This window comes from Achromobacter sp. (assembly GCF_050285585.1).
Lineage (GTDB): Bacteria > Pseudomonadota > Gammaproteobacteria > Burkholderiales > Burkholderiaceae_B > Achromobacter.
The window spans coordinates 288,058-308,572 of sequence record NZ_JBLZXF010000001.1 but is presented as its reverse complement, the minus strand read 5'-3'; the positions used below and the strand labels follow the sequence as shown (position 1 = coordinate 308,572).

General features: G+C 67.6%; 21 protein-coding genes. 8 read left to right on the top strand and 13 right to left on the bottom strand.

Going from position 1 to position 20,515, the window contains the following annotated elements; genetic code table 11:
• Positions 1 to 71: 71 nt before the first annotated feature.
• Positions 72 to 1,373 carry a D-amino acid dehydrogenase gene (locus ACN6PJ_RS01515; protein WP_427994124.1) on the bottom strand — a complete coding sequence of 434 codons (1,302 nt, stop codon included), beginning with the start codon at positions 1,371 to 1,373 and terminating at the stop codon, positions 72 to 74.
• Positions 1,374 to 1,508: 135 nt separating this feature from the next.
• Between ACN6PJ_RS01515 and ACN6PJ_RS01510 the strand changes: the two genes are divergently transcribed.
• The 5 genes from ACN6PJ_RS01510 (at position 1,509) to ACN6PJ_RS01490 (ending at position 4,086) form a co-directional block, all read left to right on the top strand.
• Positions 1,509 to 1,976, top strand: coding sequence for a winged helix-turn-helix transcriptional regulator (locus ACN6PJ_RS01510; protein WP_043548063.1), 468 nt, complete (start codon positions 1,509 to 1,511; stop codon positions 1,974 to 1,976).
• 149 nt (positions 1,977 to 2,125) lie between these two features.
• Positions 2,126 to 2,803, top strand: coding sequence for a DUF502 domain-containing protein (locus ACN6PJ_RS01505; RefSeq protein WP_427994123.1), 678 nt, complete (start codon positions 2,126 to 2,128; stop codon positions 2,801 to 2,803).
• A gap of 31 nt (positions 2,804 to 2,834) precedes the next feature.
• Positions 2,835 to 3,080, top strand: a complete 246-nt coding sequence (locus tag ACN6PJ_RS01500; protein ID WP_427994122.1) for an RNA-binding S4 domain-containing protein — start codon at positions 2,835 to 2,837, stop codon at positions 3,078 to 3,080.
• 36 nt (positions 3,081 to 3,116) lie between these two features.
• Positions 3,117 to 3,692, top strand: a complete 576-nt coding sequence (locus ACN6PJ_RS01495) for a restriction endonuclease (RefSeq protein WP_427994121.1) — start codon at positions 3,117 to 3,119, stop codon at positions 3,690 to 3,692.
• A 13-nt stretch (positions 3,693 to 3,705) separates the two neighbouring features.
• The gene (locus ACN6PJ_RS01490; RefSeq protein ID WP_427994120.1) at positions 3,706 to 4,086 is read left to right on the top strand and encodes a DUF2784 domain-containing protein; all 381 of its coding nucleotides are present in this window, start codon (positions 3,706 to 3,708) and stop codon (positions 4,084 to 4,086) included.
• Here ACN6PJ_RS01490 and ACN6PJ_RS01485 read toward each other — a convergent pair.
• The 3 genes from ACN6PJ_RS01485 to ACN6PJ_RS01475 form a co-directional block, all read right to left on the bottom strand.
• The gene (locus tag ACN6PJ_RS01485) at positions 4,067 to 5,194 is read right to left on the bottom strand and encodes an acyl-CoA dehydrogenase family protein (RefSeq protein ID WP_427994119.1); all 1,128 of its coding nucleotides are present in this window, start codon (positions 5,192 to 5,194) and stop codon (positions 4,067 to 4,069) included. The two genes, ACN6PJ_RS01490 and ACN6PJ_RS01485, sit on opposite strands and share 20 nt — an antisense overlap.
• Before the next feature lie 118 nt (positions 5,195 to 5,312).
• Positions 5,313 to 7,133 carry a glycoside hydrolase family 15 protein gene (locus tag ACN6PJ_RS01480; protein ID WP_427994118.1) on the bottom strand — a complete coding sequence of 607 codons (1,821 nt, stop codon included), beginning with the start codon at positions 7,131 to 7,133 and terminating at the stop codon, positions 5,313 to 5,315.
• A gap of 9 nt (positions 7,134 to 7,142) precedes the next feature.
• Positions 7,143 to 7,964, bottom strand: coding sequence for a glucose 1-dehydrogenase (locus ACN6PJ_RS01475; protein ID WP_427994117.1), 822 nt, complete (start codon positions 7,962 to 7,964; stop codon positions 7,143 to 7,145).
• Positions 7,965 to 8,225: 261 nt separating this feature from the next.
• On the opposite strand from ACN6PJ_RS01475, the gene ACN6PJ_RS01470 reads away from it, so the two are divergent.
• Positions 8,226 to 9,128: an NAD(P)/FAD-dependent oxidoreductase gene (locus ACN6PJ_RS01470; protein WP_427994116.1), complete on the top strand. Its 903-nt coding sequence runs from the start codon at positions 8,226 to 8,228 to the stop codon at positions 9,126 to 9,128.
• Positions 9,129 to 9,197: 69 nt separating this feature from the next.
• Here ACN6PJ_RS01470 and ACN6PJ_RS01465 read toward each other — a convergent pair whose 3' ends face one another.
• The 6 genes from ACN6PJ_RS01465 to ACN6PJ_RS01440 form a co-directional block, all read right to left on the bottom strand.
• Complete coding sequence (locus ACN6PJ_RS01465) at positions 9,198 to 10,928, bottom strand: ABC transporter substrate-binding protein (RefSeq protein ID WP_427994115.1); 1,731 nt, start codon at positions 10,926 to 10,928, stop codon at positions 9,198 to 9,200.
• 130 nt (positions 10,929 to 11,058) lie between these two features.
• Positions 11,059 to 11,367 (bottom strand): DUF2160 domain-containing protein, encoded by a 309-nt coding sequence (locus ACN6PJ_RS01460; RefSeq protein ID WP_427994114.1) that lies wholly within the window; start codon positions 11,365 to 11,367, stop codon positions 11,059 to 11,061.
• A gap of 21 nt (positions 11,368 to 11,388) precedes the next feature.
• Complete coding sequence (locus tag ACN6PJ_RS01455) at positions 11,389 to 12,201, bottom strand: carbohydrate ABC transporter permease (protein WP_427994113.1); 813 nt, start codon at positions 12,199 to 12,201, stop codon at positions 11,389 to 11,391.
• Positions 12,194 to 13,084, bottom strand: a complete 891-nt coding sequence (locus ACN6PJ_RS01450) for a carbohydrate ABC transporter permease (RefSeq protein ID WP_427994112.1) — start codon at positions 13,082 to 13,084, stop codon at positions 12,194 to 12,196. The genes ACN6PJ_RS01455 and ACN6PJ_RS01450 overlap by 8 nt, the downstream gene beginning before the upstream one ends.
• On the bottom strand, positions 13,081 to 14,169 hold the full coding sequence (locus ACN6PJ_RS01445) for an ABC transporter ATP-binding protein (RefSeq protein ID WP_427994111.1): 1,089 nt from the start codon (positions 14,167 to 14,169) through the stop codon (positions 13,081 to 13,083). The genes ACN6PJ_RS01450 and ACN6PJ_RS01445 overlap by 4 nt, the downstream gene beginning before the upstream one ends.
• Positions 14,169 to 15,263: an ABC transporter ATP-binding protein gene (locus ACN6PJ_RS01440; RefSeq protein ID WP_427994110.1), complete on the bottom strand. Its 1,095-nt coding sequence runs from the start codon at positions 15,261 to 15,263 to the stop codon at positions 14,169 to 14,171. The genes ACN6PJ_RS01445 and ACN6PJ_RS01440 overlap by 1 nt, the downstream gene beginning before the upstream one ends.
• A 210-nt stretch (positions 15,264 to 15,473) precedes the next feature.
• Between ACN6PJ_RS01440 and ACN6PJ_RS01435 the strand changes: the two genes are divergently transcribed.
• On the top strand, positions 15,474 to 16,265 hold the full coding sequence (locus tag ACN6PJ_RS01435; RefSeq protein ID WP_013394120.1) for a DeoR/GlpR family DNA-binding transcription regulator: 792 nt from the start codon (positions 15,474 to 15,476) through the stop codon (positions 16,263 to 16,265).
• A 5-nt stretch (positions 16,266 to 16,270) separates the two neighbouring features.
• Positions 16,271 to 17,866, top strand: a complete 1,596-nt coding sequence (locus ACN6PJ_RS01430) for a glycerol-3-phosphate dehydrogenase/oxidase (RefSeq protein WP_427994109.1) — start codon at positions 16,271 to 16,273, stop codon at positions 17,864 to 17,866.
• Between the two features lie 38 nt (positions 17,867 to 17,904).
• Here ACN6PJ_RS01430 and ACN6PJ_RS01425 read toward each other — a convergent pair whose 3' ends face one another.
• From ACN6PJ_RS01425 to ACN6PJ_RS01415, 3 genes are all read right to left on the bottom strand, one after another.
• Entirely contained in the window at positions 17,905 to 18,504 is a 600-nt protein-coding gene (locus ACN6PJ_RS01425) for an HD-GYP domain-containing protein (RefSeq protein WP_427994108.1), read from the bottom strand.
• Positions 18,505 to 18,633: 129 nt separating this feature from the next.
• A complete protein-coding gene (locus ACN6PJ_RS01420; protein WP_427994107.1) occupies positions 18,634 to 19,314 on the bottom strand; it encodes a type 1 glutamine amidotransferase domain-containing protein in 681 nt (226 codons plus the stop codon).
• Entirely contained in the window at positions 19,311 to 20,360 is a 1,050-nt protein-coding gene (locus tag ACN6PJ_RS01415) for an NADP-dependent oxidoreductase (RefSeq protein WP_427994106.1), read from the bottom strand. The genes ACN6PJ_RS01420 and ACN6PJ_RS01415 overlap by 4 nt, the downstream gene beginning before the upstream one ends.
• Positions 20,361 to 20,515: the final 155 nt, after the last annotated feature.

The window sequence follows — 20,515 nt, the reverse complement described above, 5'->3', positions numbered from 1 at the left end:
GCGCGGCGCGGACGCACCGCCGCCGCGCGCGGGCGACCCGTCAAGCGGCGGGCCTGCCCCGCCGCACTGCGTCAGGCGCTTTTGCCGTCCAGCACGAGGCGCTGATTGGAGGCCGACTTGCGGTCGTAGCGCGACAGGTCCAGACCGTCCGTGCGGATCGCCGGGCGTTGGCCCATGACCTGGTCGGCCACCAGCTTGCCGGAGCCGCAGGCCATGGTCCAGCCCAGCGTGCCATGGCCGGTGTTCAGATAGAGATTGCCGTAGCGCGTGGGGCCGACCACCGGCGTGCTGTCCGGCGTCATGGGACGCAGGCCGGTCCAGAATTCGGCGCGGGCCACGTCGCCGCTGCCCGGGAACAGATCGTTCACCACCAGTTCCAGCGTCTTGCGGCGGGCGTGCTTCAGGCGCAGGTCGAAACCCGACAGCTCGGCCATGCCGCCCACGCGGATGCGCTTGTCGAAGCGCGTCACGGCGATCTTGTAGGTTTCGTCCAGGATCGTCGATACGGGCGCCGCGGCCTCGTCGGTCATGGGGATGGTCAGCGAATAGCCCTTGACCGGATACACCGGCAGGTCCAGGCCCAGCGGCTCCAGGAAGCCGCGCGTATAGCTGCCGAAGGCGGCGACGTAGCGGTCCGCCGTCAGCACGTCGTTGCCGACGCGCACGCCCGTAACCTGGCCGCCCGCGGTATTCAGGCCTGAAACGGCCTGGCCGTAGCGGAATTCCACGCCCAGGCCGGCGGCCAGTTCCGCCAGGCGCGTGGTGAACAGCTGGCAATCGCCGGTTTCGTCGTTCGGCAGGCGCAGGCCGCCCGAGAGCTTGTCGATGGCGCGGGCCAGCGCGGGCTCGGCGGTGGCCAGGCGGTTGCGGTCCAGCAGTTCGTAGGGCACCCCCACCTCTTCCAGCACGGCGATATCGCGGCGCGCGGCCTCCAGCTGGGCCTCCGTGCGGAACAGCTGCAAGGTGCCGCGGGTGCGCTCTTCATAATGGATGCCGGTGGTCGCGCGCAGTTCGCGCAGACAATCGCGGCTGTACTCGGACAGGCGGAGCATGCGCTCCTTGTTGACCGAATAGCGCTCGGCCGAGCAGTTGGCCAGCATGGCGGCCATCCACTTCAGCTGGTAGAGGCTGCCGTCCAGGCGGATCGCCAGCGGCGCGTGCTTCTGGAACAGCCACTTGATCGCCTTCATCGGGATCCCGGGCGCCGCCCAGGGCGTGGAATAGCCCGGCGACACCTGACCCGCGTTGGCGTAGCTGGTCTCGAGCGCGGGCCCGGGCTGGCGGTCCAGCACCGTCACTTTGGCACCCTGGCGGGCGAGGTAATAGGCGGTCGTGGTGCCGATGACGCCGCTGCCTAGGACGATGACATGCATGATTCTTTCCAGTGTTTGGTTTTGTGCAGGAATTTCGGTAGTCTATGAGCCTCCTTCCAGTGAAAGGCACTGAAAAATCATCTTTGGCAGTGGTTTTTCCCGCCCCCATCCTGTTTTCCGATCGCCAAAAGTGAAATGCGCGACCTAGACCGTATCGACCTGAAAATATTGGATATTCTGCAGCGTGAGGGCCGGATTTCGGTGACCGAGCTGGCCGACCGGGTGAACCTGTCGGCCACCCCCTGCTCGGACCGTCTGAAGCGGATGGAGCGGGAAGGCGTCATCACGGGTTACCATGCGCGCGTCAACCCGGCCGCGCTGGGCAAGAACCTGCTGGTCTTTCTGGAAATCAAGCTTTCGGCCAAGTCCGGCGACGTGTTCGACAAGGTCAAGAAGGAATTGCTGTACGTGCCCGAGGTCATGGAATGCCACTTGGTGTCGGGCGACTTCGATTACCTGGTCAAGGCGCGCCTGACCGAAATGAACGAATATCGCCGTCTCCTGGGCGAAATCCTCAAGCGCCTTCCGGCCTCCGCCGAATCGCGGAGCTACGTGGTCATGGAGGAGATCAAGGAGACCCTGTACTTGCCCGTGGACCGTTAGGGACACACACCCTGGGGCCGAGAGGCCCCGCCGTGGGCGCGGCAAGCATTCCATGCGGTTTGTTACCGGACCGGACCGCGCCGGCTGCTATGCTGGCGGCCCTCCGGCCTGCGCCGCCGCGCACCGACCCCATTTTTTGCCTTTCGCCTATGACTCGACTCTACAAGTACTTCTTCCGCGGACTGATCACCGTCCTGCCCCTGGCGCTGACCATCTACCTGCTGTATATATTCCTGGCCTGGACCGAGGCGGTGGCGCTGACCTTCCTGCGCCCCTTCATCGGCGGCTTCTACGTGCCGGGCATGGGCCTTGCCCTGGGCATACTGGGCATTCTCGCGATCGGCTACCTGGTCTCCAAGGAACGCGTGCAGCGCGTGCTGGCGCTGGTGGAGATGCCGTTCACCAATCTGCCGGTGGTCAAGAGCATCTATTCGTCCCTCAAGAGCTTCGCGGACTACTTCTCTCCCAGTTCGAAGAACACCGCGCAGCAGGTCGTTGTCCTGCGCATCCCCGGCCAGCCGCTCGAGCTGGTGGGCCTGATCACCCGCCGCAGCATGGACGGGCTGCCCGAAGGGTTTTCCCAGGACGGGCGTGTGGCCGTCTACCTGCCGATGGGCTACATGATCGGGGGCTACACCGTCTTCGTGCCGCAGGAATGGGTGCAGCCCATCCAGATGTCGGTCGAGGAAGCCATGCGTTCGTCGCTGATCGCCTGGATGGCGCGCGCCGAGAACAACAACCGGCCGGCCGCGCCCGCCGTGCAGGAACCCCCGAGCGACGCCCCGGGCGCCCCTGGCGGCGCCAGCAGCGGCGGCGGCCCGGCCTGAGTCCCAACCTACCATTCCCTCCAGGCACGACATGCCCATCATCGAATTCACGCTTGCCGCCGGCAGCCCCTATATCGAAGTCAACCAGCTGCTCAAGGCCACCGGCGTGTGCGATAGCGGCGGCGCCGGCAAGATGCTCGTGGCGCAAGGCCATGTGAGCGTGGGCGGCGTCGTGGAAACCCGCAAGACGGCGACGATCCGCCCGGGGCAGATCGTCACCTGCGGCGACACGCGCATCGTGCTGCGCGCCGCCGAGGCCGGCGACGGCCCGGCCTGACCGCTTTCCCCCGCCCAAGCGACGCCGCGAGCCGCCATGAAATTCAAGATGTCCCAGAACTCCATCTTCGCCGTCCTGCTGCGCTCGCCGTGGTGGATGAGCGCTGGCGTGGCCCTGCTGCTGGCGGCCGGAGGCTTCGCCGCCCTGCCCCTGGAATACGCCGCGATGGGCGTCTTCGCCGCCGTGCCGTTCGCGGTGATCTCCACCATGGCGGCCTACCGGCAATTGCGCGCGCCCTCGGGCCCCCGCGTGCAGGCAGTGGCCGAAGCGGCGGCCGGCATGTCGTGGGCGGACTTTTCCCGGACCGTCGAGGCCGGCTTCCAGCGCGACGGCTGCGAGGTGGAGCGCCTGCAGGCGCCCGGCGCGGACTTCGCGCTCAGCAAGGACGGCCACGTGGCCATCGTCAGTGCCAAGCGCTGGAAGGCCGCGCGCGTCGGCGTCGAGCCGCTGCGCGAACTGCAGGCGGCGCGCGAGAAACGCGGCGCGCGCGAGGCCATCTACATCGCCCTGGGCGAAGTCTCCGAGAATGCGCGGCAGTACGCCAGGTCGCAGGGAGTGTCCCTGATGACGGCGCCCGAGCTGGCCAAGCTGCTGCGGGACCTGAAGGCCTGACGCGGGCACGGCGATGAGCTACCGCCTGCTTGCCGATCTGGTGCTCATCGTCCACGGCCTCTTCGTGGCGTTCGTGGCGTTCGGCGGACTGCTGGCGCTCTGGAAGCGCTGGATCGCCTGGCTGCATCTGCCCGCGCTGGCCTGGGGCGCCCTGGTCGTCGGCATGGGCTGGATATGCCCGCTCACCCCGCTGGAAGTGTCGCTGCGCCGGCAGGCGGGCCAGGAAGGCTACGCCGGCGGCTTCATCGAACACTACCTGCTGGGCCTTATCTACCCGGCCGACATCGGCCGGGCAACGCAGATCCTGCTGGCCGCCCTGCTGGTGGCCGGCAACGCGGCAATCTATGCGCTGTGGCTGCGCCGCGGCCGCCGCGCTACAGGTTCCGCGCGATAACCAGCCGCTGGATGTCGCTGGTGCCTTCGTAGATCTGGCACACGCGCACGTCGCGATAGATCCGCTCCACGGGGAAATCCTTCAGGTATCCGTATCCGCCCAGGGTCTGGATGGCGGCGGAACACACCTTTTCCGCCATTTCCGATGCGAACAGCTTGGCCATCGATGCCTCGGTCAGCGCCGGCCGGCCGGCGGCGCGCAAGGCCGCGGCGTGCAGCACCATCTGGCGGGCGGCATGGATCTGGGTGGCCATGTCGGCGAGGCGGAACGACACGGCCTGGTGTTCCATGATGGGCTTGCCGAAGGCCTGGCGGTCTCGCGCGTAGTCGCGCGCGCATTCGAACGCCGCCCGCGCCATGCCCACGGATTGCGAGGCGATGCCGATGCGGCCGCCCTCCAGGTTGGACAAGGCGATCCGGTAGCCCTCGCCCTCCTCGCCCAGCCGGTAGCCGGCCGGAATGCGCAGGTCCTCGAAGGCGATCTGGCAGGTGTCCGACGCGTGCTGGCCCAGTTTGTCCTCCACCCGCAGCACCTTGTACCCCGGCGTATCGGTGGGCACGATGAAGGCGGAGATGCCGCGCTTGCCGGCCCCCGGATCGGTCACCGCGAACACGATCACGGTCTGGCCGTTGCGGCCCGACGTAATGAACTGCTTGGCCCCGTTCAGCACATAGCTATCGCCGTCCCGGCGCGCCCGCGTTTGCAGGCTGCTGGCGTCCGACCCCGCCTGCGGCTCCGTCAGCGCGAAAGCGCCGATGTGCTCGCCGCGCGCCAGCGGCCGCAGGAACTGTTCCTTCTGCGCATCCGTGCCGAATTTCAGGATGGGCATGCAGGCGACCGAGTTGTGCACGCTCATGATGGTGGAGCAGGCTCCGCTGCCCGCCGCGATCTCTTCCAGGGCGACGGCGTACGACACGTAGCCGCTGTCGTTGCCATCCCAGTCCTCCGGCACGAGCATGCCGAAGAATCCCAGCTGCGCCATCTCGGCGATGGCGTCGGCGGGATAGTGGTGGTCACGGTCCCAGCGTTCGGCGTTGGGAGCCAGGCGCTCCTGCGCAAACCGGCGCGCCATTTCCTGGACGCTTTGCTGTTCTTCCGTCAAAAGCATGTTGTGTCTCCTGGGTGCGGCGGCCGGCTGGCGGGGTCGCTGCCTGGCGCTGCCTGCGCAAGGCGGGGCCCGTCATGGGGGCCCCGCATGACTGCGAGAATACACCGCGGCAGGCATCTCAGGCGCGCGGTGCATCCTGCTCGGCGCGCTGCCGCGCGGGGCCCGTCGCCCCGCTCAGGTTGTAGGCCGTGTTGACCAGGCCGATGTGCGAAAAGCCCTGCGGGAAATTGCCGACCAGCCGCCGGCGGACCACGTCGTATTCCTCCGCGAGCAGGCCCAGGTCGTTGCGCAACGCCAGCAGCCGCTCGAAGAGGCGTTCCGCGTCGTCCAGCCTGCCCTGCATCACGTAGGCGTCCGCCAGCCAGAAGCTGCAGGCGAGGAACACGCCTTCCTCGCCCTCCAGTCCGTCGTCGGTGCGGTCGGTGGAATAGCGGCGCAGCAGGCCGTCGCGCAGCAGCCCGCGTTCGATGGCGCGCACCGTCCCCGCCACGCGTGGATCGTCGGCGGGCAGAAAGCCCACCTGGGGAATCAGCAACAGGCTGGCGTCCAGCGCGTCCGACCCATAGCTCTGCACGAAACAGCCCTGTTCGCGGTCATAGCCATGCTGGCAGATATCGGCGCGGATCTGCTCCCGCAGGCGGCGCCATGCCTCGACCGGGCCTTTCAGGCCGAAACGCTCGCACCCCTTGACGGCGCGGTCGAACGCTACCCAGCACATCAGCCGGGAATGGGTGAAGGCCCGCCGCTCGCCCCGCACCTCCCAGATGCCGTGATCGAGCTCCGGCCACCGGCGCGCCAGCGGCTCCAGCAGCACCTTCTGCAGGCGCCAGGCCTCGGCCAGCGGCGCCAGGTCCGCGACGCGGGCGGCATACAGGGTCTCGATGAGTTCGCCGTAGACGTCGAGCTGGTCCTGGCCCGCGGCATCGTTGCCCTTGCGCACCGGCAGGCTGGACGCGTAGCCGGGCAGCCAGGGTATCTCCAGTTCCGGCAGCCAGCGCCCGCCCGCGATGCCATACATGATCTGCAGCTGGTCGGGATGGCCCGCCACCGCGCGCAACAGCCATTGGCGCCAGGCCTCCGCCTCTTCGCGGTAGCCGGCATTGAGCAGCGCGTACAGCGTCAGCGCCGAATCGCGCAGCCAGCAATGCCGGTAGTCCCAGTTGCGGCTGCCGCCCAGGGCCTCCGGCAGCGAGGTCGTGGGCGCGGCGATGATGCCGCCCGTGGGCTGGAAGGTCAGGAGCTTCAACGTGATCAGCGAGCGCAGCACCGCGTCGCGCCGCGCGTCCGCCGGCCCCTCCCAATGGCAGCGCTTGGCCCATTCCTGCCACCACGAGATCGTGCGGTCCATGCTTTCGACCCGGTCGGGCACGAAATGCGGGGTGCGGTGCGAACGGTGATACGACAAGGTGAACGGCACCACCTTGCCCTGGTGCACGTTGAAGCGCGCGGTGGTCTTGAGTTCGTGGCCCTCCAGTTCGATGGGCGTGTGCAGCTCGACGGCGTCCGGCCCCGCGATGGCGCTCAGGCCGTAGTCGCGCCGCCGCACCCAGGGCACGGCCTGGCCGTAGTTGAAACGCAGCACCAGTTCCATGTCCATCTGCACGTGCCCGGATTCGCCGCGCACGATGCGCACCACGTCCGCGCGTTCGTCGTCGTCGCTGAGCGGCATGAAGTCGAACAGCGTCGCCGCGCCCGTGGCGGTCTCGTAGCGCGTTTCCAGCACGGCGGTGTCGGGCACGTAGCGCCGCGAGACGGTGGCGCCCTTGCCATGCGGCGCGATGCGCCAGCGTCCATGGCGCTGATCGCCCAGCAGCGCGGCGAAACACGCGGGCGAATCGAAATGCGGCAGGCAGAGCCAGTCGATGGAGCCATCGCGCGCCACCAGCGCGGCGGAAAGCATGTTGCCGATGAGTCCGTAGTCTTCCAGGGGCTTGGACATGGGCGCCGCCTAGCCCGCGCCGCGGAATTCGGGATACAGCGTCATTCCGCCGTCCACGAACAGGGTCGTGCCGGTGACGTAATCGGACGCGTCGCTCGCCAGCCAGACGGCCGCGCGCGCCACGTCCTCGGGCTCGCCGATGCGGCCGTAGGGAATGAGCTTGAGCAGATTGGCCAGGCTGTCGGGCGAGTCCCAGGCGGGCCGGTTGATGGCGGTGCGGATGGCGCCCGGCGCGATCGAGTTCACCCGGATCCTGGCGGGAGCCAGCTCCTGGGCCAGCGATTTCATCAGCAGCGAGACTCCGCCCTTGGACGCCGCGTAGTTCACCTGGAACGCCCACGGAATGACCTCGTGGACCGAGCTGATGAAGAGGATGTTGCCTTGCGCCAGCCCCTGCCGCGCGGGATCCGCGGGCTGCGCGTCGAAGGCCCGGGCCGCGGCCCGGGCGCACAGGAAATGGCCGGTGAGATTCACGTCGATTACCCGCCGCCAGTCCGCCAGCGTCATGTCGGCGATGGGCGAAGGATGCTCGATGCCCGCGTTGTTGACGAGGATGTCCAGCCGCCCGAAGTGCCGGACGGCCTGTCCGAACAGATGGTCCACCTCGGCTTCGCGGCTGATGTCGGCCGCCGCCGCCACGGCTTCGCCGCCCTCGCGCTGGATATCCTCCACCACGGCGGCGGCCCGGGCCTGCGAGTCGCCGCCAGCCCGGTGATTGACCACCACGCGCGCGCCCGCCATCGCCAGCGCGATGGCGGTGGCCCGCCCGATGCCGGACGACGCGCCGGTCACCAGCGCGACGCGCCCTTGTAGGTCTGAACCTTGCTGCATGCCGCCTCCTGCGCGGCGGCGCCGCAGGCGCAGCCGCTCGGTACACGTGCCGTTCAGGTTAGTCCCGCCCTCCCGCTGGCACAACCCCGCCGCGGAATCCCCGCGCCGCGCTGCGACCTGCTGCCTCCCCGGGCGCGCGCCGGGGTGGCCGAGAATCGCCGTTTCTCCACATAAGATACTTATCAAGTTGCATGAAAATCGAATTGCGCCCTATCATGCAACTTATAAAGTATCTTGATAACCCACATCCGGAGCCTCTTCATGACCTACGACGTCCTCATCGTCGGCGGCAGCTTCGCCGGCCTCTCGGCCGCCCTGCAATTGGCGCGCGCCCGCCGGCGCGTCCTGCTGATCGACGCGGGCCAGCCCCGCAACCGCTATGCGTCCCACGCGCATGGTTTCCTGGCCCAGGACGGCACGCCGCCCCGCGACATCGTGCGGCAGGCGCGCGCGCAGCTTGCGCGCTACCCCACCGCCGCCTTCCTGGACGACGAGGTCCTGCAGGCCGCTGCGGTCCGCGAGGGCGGCCCGTTCCGCGTCGTGCTGGCAGGCGGCCGGGAGGCGCTGGGCCAGCGGCTGATCCTGGCGACCGGCCTGCGCGACGAGCTTCCGCCCCTGGCCGGCCTGCAGGAACGCTGGGGCCAGACCGTCCTGCATTGCCCGTATTGCCACGGATATGAAAACGCCGGCCGGCCGCTGGGCGTGCTGGCGGCGCATCCTTTGTCCGCGCATCAGGCCGCGCTGCTGCCGGACTGGGGGCCGACCACCTATTTCACGCAAGACGAATTCGAGCCCGACGCGGAGCAGGCCGCGCTGCTCGCCCGTCGCGGAGTGCGCATCGAACGCACCCCCGTCGTCGAACTGATGGGAGCGGCGCCCGGGCTGGACGCCGTCAAGCTGGCCGATGGCCGCCGCATGGCGATCCACGCGCTCTTCGTGGCGAGCAGGACGCATATGGCCAGCCCGCTGGCGACGCAGCTGGGCTGCGCCTTCGATGAAGGGCCGTTGGGCCCGGTCATCCGGGTGGACGCGCTCAAGCAGACGACGGTCGCCGGCGTGTTTGCGGCGGGCGACGCGGCCATCCCCATGAGCAACGCGACCCTGGCCAGTGCTTCCGGCGTGATGGCGGGCGTGTGCGCGCACCGGTCGCTCGCGATCGGATGACGCGGCGCGCGGCGGCCCGCCAGAAAAAAACGCCACGTTTCCGTGGCGTTTTTCCCGGCTGCGGGAAACTTACCTGACCTTGCCCTCCTTCCAGGCGGCCAGCAGCTTTTCATAGGGAATCGTCTCGCCCTTGGGCTTTTCGTTGGCGAGCTTCTTCCAGGGCGCATGCTGATCGGACAGCCACTTGGAGGGATTGCTCTTGGGATTCAGCTTCGGCGCGCACTGCGCCATCCCCGCCCGCTCCAGCCGCGCCATGACCTGGTCCATTTCGTTGGCCAGGTTGTCCATGGCGGCCTGCGGCGTCTTCTCGCCGGTCACCGCGGTGGCCACGTTCTTCCACCAGAGCTGCGCGAGCTTCGGATAGTCGGGCACGTTGTTGCCGGTGGGCGTCCACGCCACGCGCGCCGGGCTGCGATAGAACTCGATCAGGCCGCCGTAGTTCGCCGCGTTCTTGGTGAAGAACTCGCTGTTGATGTCGCTGTCGCGGATGAAGGTCAGCCCGGTGATGGACTTTTTCAGCGACACCGACTTGGAGGTGACGAACTGCGCGTAGAGCCAGGCGCCCGCCATCTTGTCGGGGTTGGTGGACTTGAAGAACGTCCACGAGCCCACGTCCTGGTAGCCATTCTGCATGCCGTCCTTCCAGTACGGGCCGTAGGGCGACGGAGCCATGCGCCACTTGGGCGTGCCGTCTTCGTTGACCACCGGCAGGCCCTTCTTGGTCATATCGGCGGTGAACGCCGTGTACCAGAAGATCTGCTGGGCGATCTGCCCCTGCGCGGGCACCGGCCCCGACTCCGAGAACGTCATGCCCATGGCCTGTTGCGGCGCGTACTTCTTCATCCAGTCCACGTACTTGGTCAGGGCGTAGACCGCGGCCGGGCTGTTGGTGGCGCCGCCGCGCACGACGGACGCGCCCACGGGCGTGCACTTGTCGTCGGCCACGCGGATGCCCCACTCGTCCACCGGCATGCCGTTGGGCAAGCCCTTGTCGGCGGCGCCGGCCATGGAGAGCCAGGCATCGGTGAAGCGCCAGCCCAGCGAGGGGTCCTTTTTGCCGTAGTCCATGTGGCCGTAGACCTTCTTGCCGTCGATCTCCTTGACGTCGTTGGAGAAGAAGTCGGCGATGTCCTCGTAGGCGGACCAGTTGGTGGGCACGCCGAGTTCGTAGCCGTACTTGGCCTTGAACTTGTCCTTCAGGTCCTGGCGCGCGAACCAGTCCGCGCGGAACCAGTAGACGTTGGCGAACTGCTGGTCGGGCAGCTGGTAGAGCTTGCCGTCGGGCGCCGTGGTGAACTTGGTGCCGATGAAGTCCTTGAGGTCCAGGTTCGGATTGGTCCATTCCTTGCCCGCGCCCGCCATGTAGTCGGACAGCGGCAGGATGGCGCCGTAGCGGTAATGGGTGCCGATCAGGTCCGAATCCGAGATCCACCCGTCGTAGATGGACTTGCCGGACTGCATGGAGGTCTGCAGCTTCTCGACCACGTCGCCTTCCTGGATCAGGTCGTGGTTGACCTTGATGCCGGTGATCTCCGTGAAGGCCTTGGCCAGCGTCTTGGACTCGTACTCGTGCGTGGTGATGGTCTCGGACACCACGTTGATTTCGTTGACCCCCTTCGCCTTGAGCTTGGCCGCGGCGTCGATGAACCACTTCATCTCGGCCATCTGCTGGTCCTTGGACAGCGATGAGGGTTGGAACTCCGAATCGACCCACTTCTTCGCTTCCGGCTCGCCGGCCCATGCGCCCGACGTTCCGATCAGGGCGATAGCGGCCGCCATGGCGTGCATGCGCAATTTCATGACCTGTCTCCTCGATAAGCCTTCCCCAATGTTCGCTGCGGACCGCTGGCCGGGGAAGACGCTGGCCGATAGTCCTTCCACACCGCTTGCATCGTCGAGAGGTCTGCGCCCCTCTTCAGCCCTTCTTCATTCAACCCTTCCTCATGATGAACGCCAACAACAGCATCGACGCGGCAAAGCCGATCCACACCGACGGAGGCTCGTCCAGCGACAGCCATTCGGCCGCCTTCTCGCCCAGGCCCACGAAGGCCAGGTTGACCCAGGCCGCGGCCATCAGGCCGATGAAAAGGCGGTCGCCCCGGGTGGTGCGCAGGGGCAGAAAGCCCTTGCGCTCGACCGTGGGCGATTTCAGTTCCCACACCGTCATGCCGATGAGCATCAGGACGACGCAGGAAAAAAACACGGCGACGGGGGTGGTCCACACCATCCAGCTGAACATCTGGCAGTCCTCCTTGCGACGCTATACCCGGCCCATCGCGAAGCCCTTCGCGATGTAGTGCCGCACGAACCAGATGACGATCCCGCCGGGCACGATGGTCAGCACGCCCGCCGCGGCCAGCACGCCCCAGTCCATGCCCGAGGCGGACACGGTGCGCGTCATGGTGGCGACGATGGGTTTCGCGTTGACCGACGTGAGCGTGCGCGCCAGCAGCAGTTCGACCCAGCTGAACATGAAGCAGAAGAACGCCGCCACGCCCACGCCCGACTTGATCAGCGGCAGGAATATCGTCAGGAAGAAACGCGGAAAGGAATAGCCGTCGACATAGGCGGTTTCGTCGATCTCGCGCGGCACGCCGGACATGAAGCCCTCCAGGATCCATACCGCCAGCGGGACGTTGAACACCAGGTGCGCCAGGGCAACGGCCAGGTGCGTATCCATCAGGCCGAACGAACTGTAGAGCTGGAAGAACGGCAGCAGGAACACCGCGGGCGGCGTCATGCGGTTGGTCAGCAGCCAGAAGAACACGTGCTTGTCGCCGATGAAGCGGTAGCGCGAGAACGCGTAGGCCGCCGGCAGCGCCACCGCCAGCGAAATCACGGTGTTGATGACGACGTAGATCAGCGAATTGATGTAGCCCGAGTACCAGGCCGGGTCGGTGAAGATGGTGCGGTAGTGTTCGAACGTGAAGTCGCGGGGCCAGAACGTCAGCGTGCTGACGATCTCGGTATTCGTCTTGAACGACATGTTCAGCATCCAGTACAGCGGCAGGATGGCGAAGACGAGGTACAGGGTCAGGAAGGCGCCGCGCCACCAGGTGTTGTTCTCACGCATTTGCGCGCTCCTCGTCGAAGCCGCCGGTGGTGCCGGCGCGCTGCATCCAGTTGTAGAGGATGAAGCACAAGAGCAGGATGATCAGGAAGTAGATGATGGAGAACGCGGCCGCGGGCCCCAGATCGAACTGGCCCACGGCCTTCTGCGTCAGGTACTGCGACAGGAAGGTGGTGGCGTTGCCCGGCCCGCCGCCCGTCAGCACGAAGGGCTCGGTATAGATCATGAAGCTGTCCATGAAGCGCAGCAGCACCGCGATCATGAGCACGCCGCGCATCTTGGGCAGCTGGATGTAGCGGAATACCGCCATGCGCGAGGCCCCGTCGATGCGCGCGGCCTGGTAGTAGGCGTCCGGGATCGCGCGCAGGCCGGCGTAGCAAAGCAAAGCCACCAGCGGCGTCCAGTGCCAGACGTCCATGACCAGCACCGTGACCCAGGCGTCCATGTCGTTGCCGGTGTAGTTGTAATCCACGCCAAGCCAGGACAGCGTGGCGCCCAGCAAGCCGATGTCGGTGCGGCCGAACACCTGCCATATCGTGCCCACCACGTTCCAGGGAATCAGCAGCGACAGCGCGATGATCACCAGCACCGCGGAGGCCCGCCAGCCCCCCGCCGGCATGGACAGCGCCAACAGGATGCCCAGCGGGATCTCGATCGCCAGCACCGCCAGCGAGAAGCCGATCTGGCGCAGCAGCGCGCCGTGCAGCTCTTCGTCCTGGAGCACGGCGGCGTACCACTCCGTGCCGACGAACACCCGGCGATCAGGCGAAATGATGTCCTGCACCGAATAATTCACGATGGTCATCAACGGCAGGATGGCCGAGAAGGCCACGCACAGCACCACGGGCAGGACCAGGAACCAGGCCCGGTGATCTATGGGTTTCATCGGATCAGCTCCTCGTCGCGGTAGAAGCAGGTGTGCGGATTGAGCACGGAAAGCCAGACGGTTCCGCCGGAAGCGGCGAGAACAGCGCCGTTTCCCAGCCGGGCGCGCACCGGCGTGCCCTCGTAGTCCGCCACCAGCAGCGTGTAGGTGCCCACGTCCTGCACCCGCTCGACGCGCATGGGCACGGCGCCGGCCGCGTCCGGTTCGGCCAGGCGCAGGTACTCGGGACGCACGCCCAGCTTGACCGGGCCCGCGCCGGCCAGCCTGGCCGCCATGGCCTCGGGCACGCCCGCCACGCGCCGCCCGCCCACTTCCAGCGCGCCGTCGCGCCATTGCGCCGGCAGGAAGTTCATGCCGGGAGAGCCGATGAAATGGCCCACGAAGGTATGCGCCGGCCGCTGGAACAGGTCGTCCGCGGTCCCCACCTGCACGGCCCTGCCCCGCGCCATCACCATGACCTGGTCGGCGAAGGTCAGCGCCTCGGTCTGGTCGTGCGTGACGTAGATCAGCGTCAGCTTGAACTCGTGGTGGATCTCCTTGAGCTTGCGGCGCAGCTCCCACTTCAGCTGCGGGTCGATGACGGTGAGGGGTTCGTCGAACAGGATGGCCGAGACGTCGCTGCGCACCAGGCCGCGGCCCAGCGAGATCTTCTGCTTGGCGTCGGCCGTGAGGCCGCTGGCCCGGCGGTCCAGCACGGCGGACATTTCCAGCATTTCGGCGATGCGGCCCACCCGCTCGCGGATGCGGTCGGGCGCCATGCCGCGGTTGCGCAGGGGGAAAGCCAGGTTCTCGGCCACCGTCATCGTGTCGTACACGACCGGGAACTGGAAGACCTGGGCGATGTTGCGCGCCTGCGGCGTCTTGCCGGTAACGTCCTCGCCATCGAACAGGATGCGGCCGTGCGACGGGCGCAACAGCCCCGACACGCAGTTCAGCAGCGTGGTCTTGCCGCAACCGGACGGCCCCAGCAAGGCATACGCGCCGCCGTCCCGGAACGTGAACTTCAACGGCAGCAGCGCGTAATCCTCGTCCGTCCTGGGATCCGCCACGTACGAATGGGAAAGGTCCAGCTCGATCTGCGCCATCAGGCCGTCTCCCCCGCGCCCGCCGGCTTCCGCGGCGCGGCGAGCAAAGCCCCTCCCGCGCCGAAAGCGTAGGTCTGGGCGGGGTCGAAGTACAGCCGCACCCGCTGGTCCAGCGTATAGCGATGGACGCCGGGCAGTTGCGCCACCACGTCGCCCGCCGGCGTCTCCGCGTGCACGAACGTGTCGGAACCGGAAATCTCCGCCAGCTTCACCACCCCGGGCAGGCCCACGTGGCCCGGCCGGGGCTCCACGTCCAGCGCGCCGGCGCGCAGGCCCGCGGTGATTTCCCCCCCGTCCCCGCCCGCGCCCGGCGGCAGGGCGCGCGGCACTTCCATGTCTCCTTGCAGCAGGAAGCCGTCGGCCGTCCGGCGGGCCGCGAACAGGTTCATGGGCGGATCGCTGAACGCGCGCGCCACGCGCAGCGAATTCGGCCGGTGGAAGACCTCCGCGGTGGGCCCGTATTGCAGGAGTTCGCCCGCGTCCAGCACTGCCGTGTGCCCCCCCAGCAACAGCGCCTCGCCGGGCTCGGTGGTGGCGTAGATGACCGTAGAGCGCCCTTCCGCGAACAGCGCCGACAGTTCGTCGCGCAATTCCTCGCGCAGTTTGTAGTCCAGATTGACCAGGGGCTCGTCCAGCAGGATGAGCGGCGCGTCCTTGGCCAGGGCCCGCGCCAGCGCCACGCGCTGCTGCTGCCCGCCCGACAGCTCCGACGGGTAGCGCTCCAGCAGGTGGTCGATGTGCAGCCGGGCCGCCATGGCGCGCACTTTTTCGCGTATGTCGCCCGCGCCGCGCAGCTTGAGCGGCGAGGCAATGTTGTCGTAGACCGACATGGACGGGTAATTGATGAACTGCTGATACACCATGGCGACGTTGCGGCGGCGCACCGGCACCCCGGTGACGTCCGCGCCGTCGGCCAGCACGCGGCCTTCGGTGGGCCGGTCCAGCCCGGCCATGATGCGCATCAGCGACGTCTTGCCGGCCAGGGTCGCCCCCAGCAACACCGTCATGGCGCCCTCGACCGGAGCGAGGCTCATGGGATACAGGTGGGTTTGCGAACCGGCCCGCAAACCTACCCCGTCCAGGTTCAGCTGCATCTGATCTCCTCTACCTACTAATACGTCCCTATTTGTTCAATCCGGACTTCGGTATTCGGTACAGCGGCTCGACCTGCGTCAAGCGAACGACAGGATGAGCATACTCTTTCAGATAGCTTTCGTTTTTTGTGCGTTTTACCCAAGAAGCGAACAAAAAACAATCTTGCAGCGCGTCATTGTTTTTCGCTTTTGTTGTTTTATCATGTGAACATGACACTGAATCCTCGACAGAGCGCCCTGATCGAAATGGTGCGGGCCCAGGGCTCCGCCTCGATCGAAGAGCTCGCCAAACGCTTTGACGTCACGCTGCAGACCGTGCGGCGCGATGTCAATATTCTTTCGGAAGCCGGATTGCTTTCGCGCTTCCACGGCGGCGTGCGCATCGAAGCGTCCACCATCGAAAACATCGCCTACCGCAAGCGCCAGGGCCTGCACGCCGCCGGCAAGCAGCGCATCGCCGAGGCAGTGGCGCGCGCCGTGCCGGACGGCTGTTCGCTGATCCTGAACATCGGCACCACCACCGAAGCCATCGCGCGGGCGCTGCTGCGCCACCGCGGCCTGCGCGTCATCACCAACAACCTGCACGTGGCGGACATCCTGTCGGACAACCCGGACTGCGAGGTCATCGTGGCCGGCGGCGTGGTGCGTTCGCGCGACCGCGGCATCGTGGGCGAAGCGACGATGGACTTCATCCGCCAGTTCAAGGTGGACATCGGCCTGATCGGCATTTCCGGCATCGAAGCCGACGGCACGCTGCGCGACTACGACTTCCGCGAGGTGCGCGTGGCGCGGACCATCATCGAACAATCGCGCGAAGTCTGGCTTGCCGCCGACAGCAGCAAATTCAAGCGCCAGGCCATGGTGGAGCTGGCGCACATCTCGCAGATAGACCGGTTTTTCACCGATGCGCATCCGCAGGAGCCGCTGGCGCAGGTCCTGCTGGACGCCGGCGTGCGCTGCGACGTCGCCGCGGCGCCCAATACTTTGAAGCAAACACCTTGACCTCTATGAACCCTCCCCTCGCCTCCGTCGCTCCGCCCGACCGCAACCGCCTCCTGGCCACGCTGGACAACACGCATTCCTGGGACGTGATCGTCATCGGCGGCGGCGCCACCGGCCTGGGCACCGCGGTCGACGCCGCCTCGCGCGGCTACCGCACGCTGCTGATCGAAGGCGCCGACTTCGCCAAGGGCACTTCCAGCAAGGCCACGAAGCTGGTGCACGGCGGCGTGCGCTACCTGGCGCAGGGCAATGTCAGCCTGGTGCGCGAAGCCCTGCACGAACGCGGGCTGCTCAACCGCAACGCGCCGCATCTGGTATGGCCGCTGGGTTTCGTCGTGCCCGCGTACAACCTGCTGGACCAGCCTTTCTACGGGGTGGGCCTGAAGATGTACGACATGTTGGCCGGCAAGCTGAACCTGTCGCCCAGCCGCTGGCTGTCGCGCCGCGATACGCTGGCCAACGCGCCCACCCTGGCCGAAAGCGTGAACGGCCGCAAGCTCAGGGGCGGCGTGCTGTACTACGACGGCCAGTTCGACGACGCGCGCCTGGCGGTCAGCCTGATGCGCACCCTGTTCGACCTGGGCGGCACGGCGGTCAACTACGTGCGCGCCACGGGCCTGACCATGACGGGCGGCAAGGTGGACGGCGTGACGGCGCAGGACGCGATCGGCGGTTCGACCTTCACCCTGCGCGCGCGTTGCGTGGTCAACGCCACCGGCGTCTGGGTCGACGCGGTGCGGCGCATGGAAGACAAGAACGCGCAGACCATGGTAGCCCCCAGCCAGGGCGTGCACCTGACGCTGCCGCGGGATTTCCTGCCGGGCAACCGCGCCATCCTGATTCCCAAGACCGACGACGGGCGCGTGCTGTTCGTCGTGCCCTGGAACGGCCATACCATCGTCGGCACCACCGACACCCCGCGCAACGATCTGCCGCTGGATCCGGAAGCCGGCGCGCAGGACGTGGACTTCATCCTGGGCACCGCCGCCCGCTACCTCAGCCGCAAGCCGACGCGCGACGACGTCACCAGCGTCTGGGCGGGCCTGCGTCCGCTGGTGAAGGCCACCGGCGAGGCGTCCACCAAGACCTTGTCGCGGGAGCACACGATCCTGGTGTCCAAGGCCGGACTGGTGACGGTGACGGGCGGCAAATGGACGACCTACCGCCGCATGGCGCAGGACGTGGTGGACACGGCCATCCAGCACCAGCTGCTGACGCAGGCCAGCTGCCGCACCGAATCGCTGGCGCTGCACGGCGCCGCGGGCCTGGCCCCGTCGCAGGAGCACGCCGGCACCCCGGACAGCTACTACGGCAGCGACCTGGCCGCGCTGAAGGCGCTGCCGGGCGCGGAGCGCATGCTGGTCAAGAGCAGCGGGCTGTCCGAAGCGCACGTCCGTTTCGCCGCGCGCTTCGAACTCGCGCGCAGCGCCGAAGACGTGCTCGCCCGCCGCAACCGCGCGCTGTTCCTGGACAGCGAAGCCGCGATGCTGGCCGCCCCCGAAGTGGCGCGCATCCTCGCGGACGAACTGGGCCACGACGCCGCCTGGCAGCAGCGCACGCTGCAGGAACTGCAAACCGTCGCGGCGCATTACCGCCTGTAGCATGGACGCGGCGCGGGAATGCCCGCGCCGCGTCCATGCTACGGCACCCTCAGTGGGCTGCCCTGGATCATTCGCTCGAAAACGCGCAGGAGTTGCGGGTCGCACTTGGAGCCGGCCTCTTCGGCCAGGATGCGCATGATCTCCGCGTGCGGGCGCGCCGGGTGGTAGGGCCGGGCGTCGCCCAGGGCGTCATAGGAGTCCGCCAGCGAGATGATGCGCGCATGCAGCGGAATGTCCTCTCCGGCCAGGCCGCCGGGATAGCCCGAGCCGTCGAAATGTTCGTGATGGTGGCGCACGGCGAGCGCGATCCGGTCGCGCTGCGCAATCGCGCTGTGCATGATGATGTCGGCGCCGGCGGCGGCATGCCCCTTCATGATCTCCCAGTCATCCCCCTCCAGGCGGCCAGGGGAAAACAGCACGCGGTCCGGCGTGCCTATCTTGCCGACATCGTGCAGCCTGGCCGCGATCGCGACCGGCTCGTGTTCGGCTTCCGGCAGGCTGCACGCCCGGGCCAGGGCCACGCTCAGGGCCACCACTCTGTTGCAATGGCGGCCGGTGGCCGGGTCGCGCGCGCGCATGGCGGCAAACAGCGCCTCCACGCAGCAGCCATGGGAAAAATCGGGTACGTCTGGAGGCATCAGGACTTGGCGCGCGGGGCGGCTTGGCGCCGCGCGCATGTTTCAAAAAGCCGCGATTCTGACACATTGCCGCGTCATTCCGGCCAAGCTGATCGCAATCCCCCGGCGCGGCCATGCCCGGCCGGCGCGTCAGTGCTTCAACCGATCCAGCAGGGCTTGCGCCACTCCCACCGACGACGCGGGATTCTGGCCGGTGATCAGCAGGCCGTCACCGACCACGTGCGGCTGCCAGTCCGGGCCGCTGGAATACAGCCCGCCCAGCTTTTTCAGTTCGTCCTCGACCAGGAAAGGCACCACGTCGCTCAACTGCACGGCGGCCTCTTCCGCATTGGAGAATCCGGTCACCTGCCTGCCCTGCACCAGCGGCTTGCCATCGGCCGTCATGGCGTGGCGCAGCACGCCGGGCGCGTGGCACACGGCCGACACCGGCTTGCCCGCCGCGAGCATGGTCTCGATCAGCGCAACCGATTTCGGATCTTCCGCCAGGTCCCAGAGCGGGCCGTGCCCGCCGGGATAGAAAACGGCGTCGTAATCGGCCGCCTGCACCTCGGCCAGCCTCCGCGTCGAAGCCAATAGCCGCTGGGCCTGGGCATCCTGGCGGAAGCGCCGGGTATCGTCCGTCTGGGCATCGGGATCGTCGCTCTTGGGATCCAGCGGAGGCTGGCCGCCCGCGGGCGAGGCCAGCGTGACCTGTGCGCCCGCGTCGACGAAGGCGTAGTATGGCGCGGCGAATTCCTCCAGCCAGAAGCCGGTCTTGCGGCCGGTATCGCCCAGGGTGTCATGGGACGTCAGCACGATCAGGATATTCATAGTGCGCTCCTTTCATCCGGGCCGACGCGCACGATGCGCTTGCCGGCATTCTCGCCCCTGAGCAGCCCGATGAGGCCGCGCGGCGCATTTTCCAGCCCTTCCACCACGTCTTCGCGGTATTTCACGCGGCCCTCCCGGACCAGGCCTTCCATCGCCTGGCGGAATTCGCCGTATCGGTGCGCGTATTCATTGAAGATGATGAAGCCCTGGATCTTCAGGCGCTTGGTCAGGACGGTGCGCATCAGCAGGCCGAGGCGGTCGGGCCCTTCGGGCTGGCTGGTGGCGTTGTAGGCCGATATCAGGCCGCAGACCGGAACGCGGGCTCGCGGATTCAGCAGCGGCAGCACCGCATCGAAAACGGCCCCGCCGACATTCTCGAAATACACGTCGATCCCTTGCGGCACCGCGCGGGCGAGGCGGCCCGGCAGATCGGGCACCTTGTGGTCCAGGCAGTCGTCGAAGCCCAGTTCATCGACCGCGTAGCGGCATTTGTCCGCGCCGCCCGCGATGCCCACGACCTTGCAGCCGTGGATCTTGGCGATCTGCCCGACCACCGCGCCCACCGCCCCGCTGGCCGCGGCCACCACCACGGTTTCGCCCGCCTTGGGCTGCCCGATGTCCAGCAGGCCCATGTAGCCGGTGAAACCGGGCATGCCCAGCACGCCCAGCGAATAGGAGGGATGCTCGGGATCCGGGCCCAGGCGCAGCAGACCGCTCCCGTCCGACAGCGCGTAGTCCTGCCAGCCGGATTGCGCCAGCACCCAGTCGCCCGTCTTGTAGTCGGGATGGCTGGACGCCTCGACGCGCGTGACCGTGCCGCCCACCATGGGTTCGCCGACCTTGACGGGCTCGGCGTAGGACGGCGCATCGCTCATGCGTCCGCGCATATAGGGATCCAGCGACAGATATATGGTGCGCAACAGCACCTGGCCCGGGCCGGGCTGGGGCACCTCCCCGGTTTCCAGGCGGAAGTCGCTGTCCGAGGGCTCACCGTGCGGCCGGGCGGCAAGCACGATGCGGCGATTGATCGAAGACGATTGCGGCATGACGGTCCAGTCTCCTGCGAAAAGCCGCCCGGGCCTGGCAGCAGCGTCCGGATGGCGGCATAGGGGGAACCGCCCCATTACACCATCGTTGTCCGCGGCCTCGGCGTGTAACCCTGGCGGGCACCCCCCTTTTAATTAATTAATAATTTAATTAG

Excerpts from the sequence above, each read along its gene's own strand:
- ACN6PJ_RS01460 (WP_427994114.1), bottom strand. The coding sequence starts at position 11,367 with ATGTTCAGCTGGATGGTGTGGACCACCCCCGTCGCCGTGTTTTTTTCC.
- ACN6PJ_RS01430 (WP_427994109.1), top strand. The coding sequence starts at position 16,271 with ATGAACCCTCCCCTCGCCTCCGTCGCTCCGCCCGACCGCAACCGCCTC.
- ACN6PJ_RS01415 (WP_427994106.1), bottom strand. The coding sequence starts at position 20,360 with ATGCCGCAATCGTCTTCGATCAATCGCCGCATCGTGCTTGCCGCCCGG.
- ACN6PJ_RS01490 (WP_427994120.1), top strand. The coding sequence starts at position 3,706 with ATGAGCTACCGCCTGCTTGCCGATCTGGTGCTCATCGTCCACGGCCTC.
- ACN6PJ_RS01465 (WP_427994115.1), bottom strand. The coding sequence starts at position 10,928 with ATGAAATTGCGCATGCACGCCATGGCGGCCGCTATCGCCCTGATCGGA.
- ACN6PJ_RS01515 (WP_427994124.1), bottom strand. The coding sequence starts at position 1,373 with ATGCATGTCATCGTCCTAGGCAGCGGCGTCATCGGCACCACGACCGCC.
- ACN6PJ_RS01420 (WP_427994107.1), bottom strand. The coding sequence starts at position 19,314 with ATGAATATCCTGATCGTGCTGACGTCCCATGACACCCTGGGCGATACC.
- ACN6PJ_RS01440 (WP_427994110.1), bottom strand. The coding sequence starts at position 15,263 with ATGCAGCTGAACCTGGACGGGGTAGGTTTGCGGGCCGGTTCGCAAACC.
- ACN6PJ_RS01475 (WP_427994117.1), bottom strand. The coding sequence starts at position 7,964 with ATGCAGCAAGGTTCAGACCTACAAGGGCGCGTCGCGCTGGTGACCGGC.
- ACN6PJ_RS01485 (WP_427994119.1), bottom strand. The coding sequence starts at position 5,194 with ATGCTTTTGACGGAAGAACAGCAAAGCGTCCAGGAAATGGCGCGCCGG.
- ACN6PJ_RS01500 (WP_427994122.1), top strand. The coding sequence starts at position 2,835 with ATGCCCATCATCGAATTCACGCTTGCCGCCGGCAGCCCCTATATCGAA.
- ACN6PJ_RS01435 (WP_013394120.1), top strand. The coding sequence starts at position 15,474 with ATGACACTGAATCCTCGACAGAGCGCCCTGATCGAAATGGTGCGGGCC.
- ACN6PJ_RS01480 (WP_427994118.1), bottom strand. The coding sequence starts at position 7,133 with ATGTCCAAGCCCCTGGAAGACTACGGACTCATCGGCAACATGCTTTCC.
- ACN6PJ_RS01425 (WP_427994108.1), bottom strand. The coding sequence starts at position 18,504 with ATGCCTCCAGACGTACCCGATTTTTCCCATGGCTGCTGCGTGGAGGCG.
- ACN6PJ_RS01470 (WP_427994116.1), top strand. The coding sequence starts at position 8,226 with ATGACCTACGACGTCCTCATCGTCGGCGGCAGCTTCGCCGGCCTCTCG.
- ACN6PJ_RS01455 (WP_427994113.1), bottom strand. The coding sequence starts at position 12,201 with ATGCGTGAGAACAACACCTGGTGGCGCGGCGCCTTCCTGACCCTGTAC.
- ACN6PJ_RS01445 (WP_427994111.1), bottom strand. The coding sequence starts at position 14,169 with ATGGCGCAGATCGAGCTGGACCTTTCCCATTCGTACGTGGCGGATCCC.
- ACN6PJ_RS01450 (WP_427994112.1), bottom strand. The coding sequence starts at position 13,084 with ATGAAACCCATAGATCACCGGGCCTGGTTCCTGGTCCTGCCCGTGGTG.
- ACN6PJ_RS01505 (WP_427994123.1), top strand. The coding sequence starts at position 2,126 with ATGACTCGACTCTACAAGTACTTCTTCCGCGGACTGATCACCGTCCTG.
- ACN6PJ_RS01495 (WP_427994121.1), top strand. The coding sequence starts at position 3,117 with ATGAAATTCAAGATGTCCCAGAACTCCATCTTCGCCGTCCTGCTGCGC.
- ACN6PJ_RS01510 (WP_043548063.1), top strand. The coding sequence starts at position 1,509 with ATGCGCGACCTAGACCGTATCGACCTGAAAATATTGGATATTCTGCAG.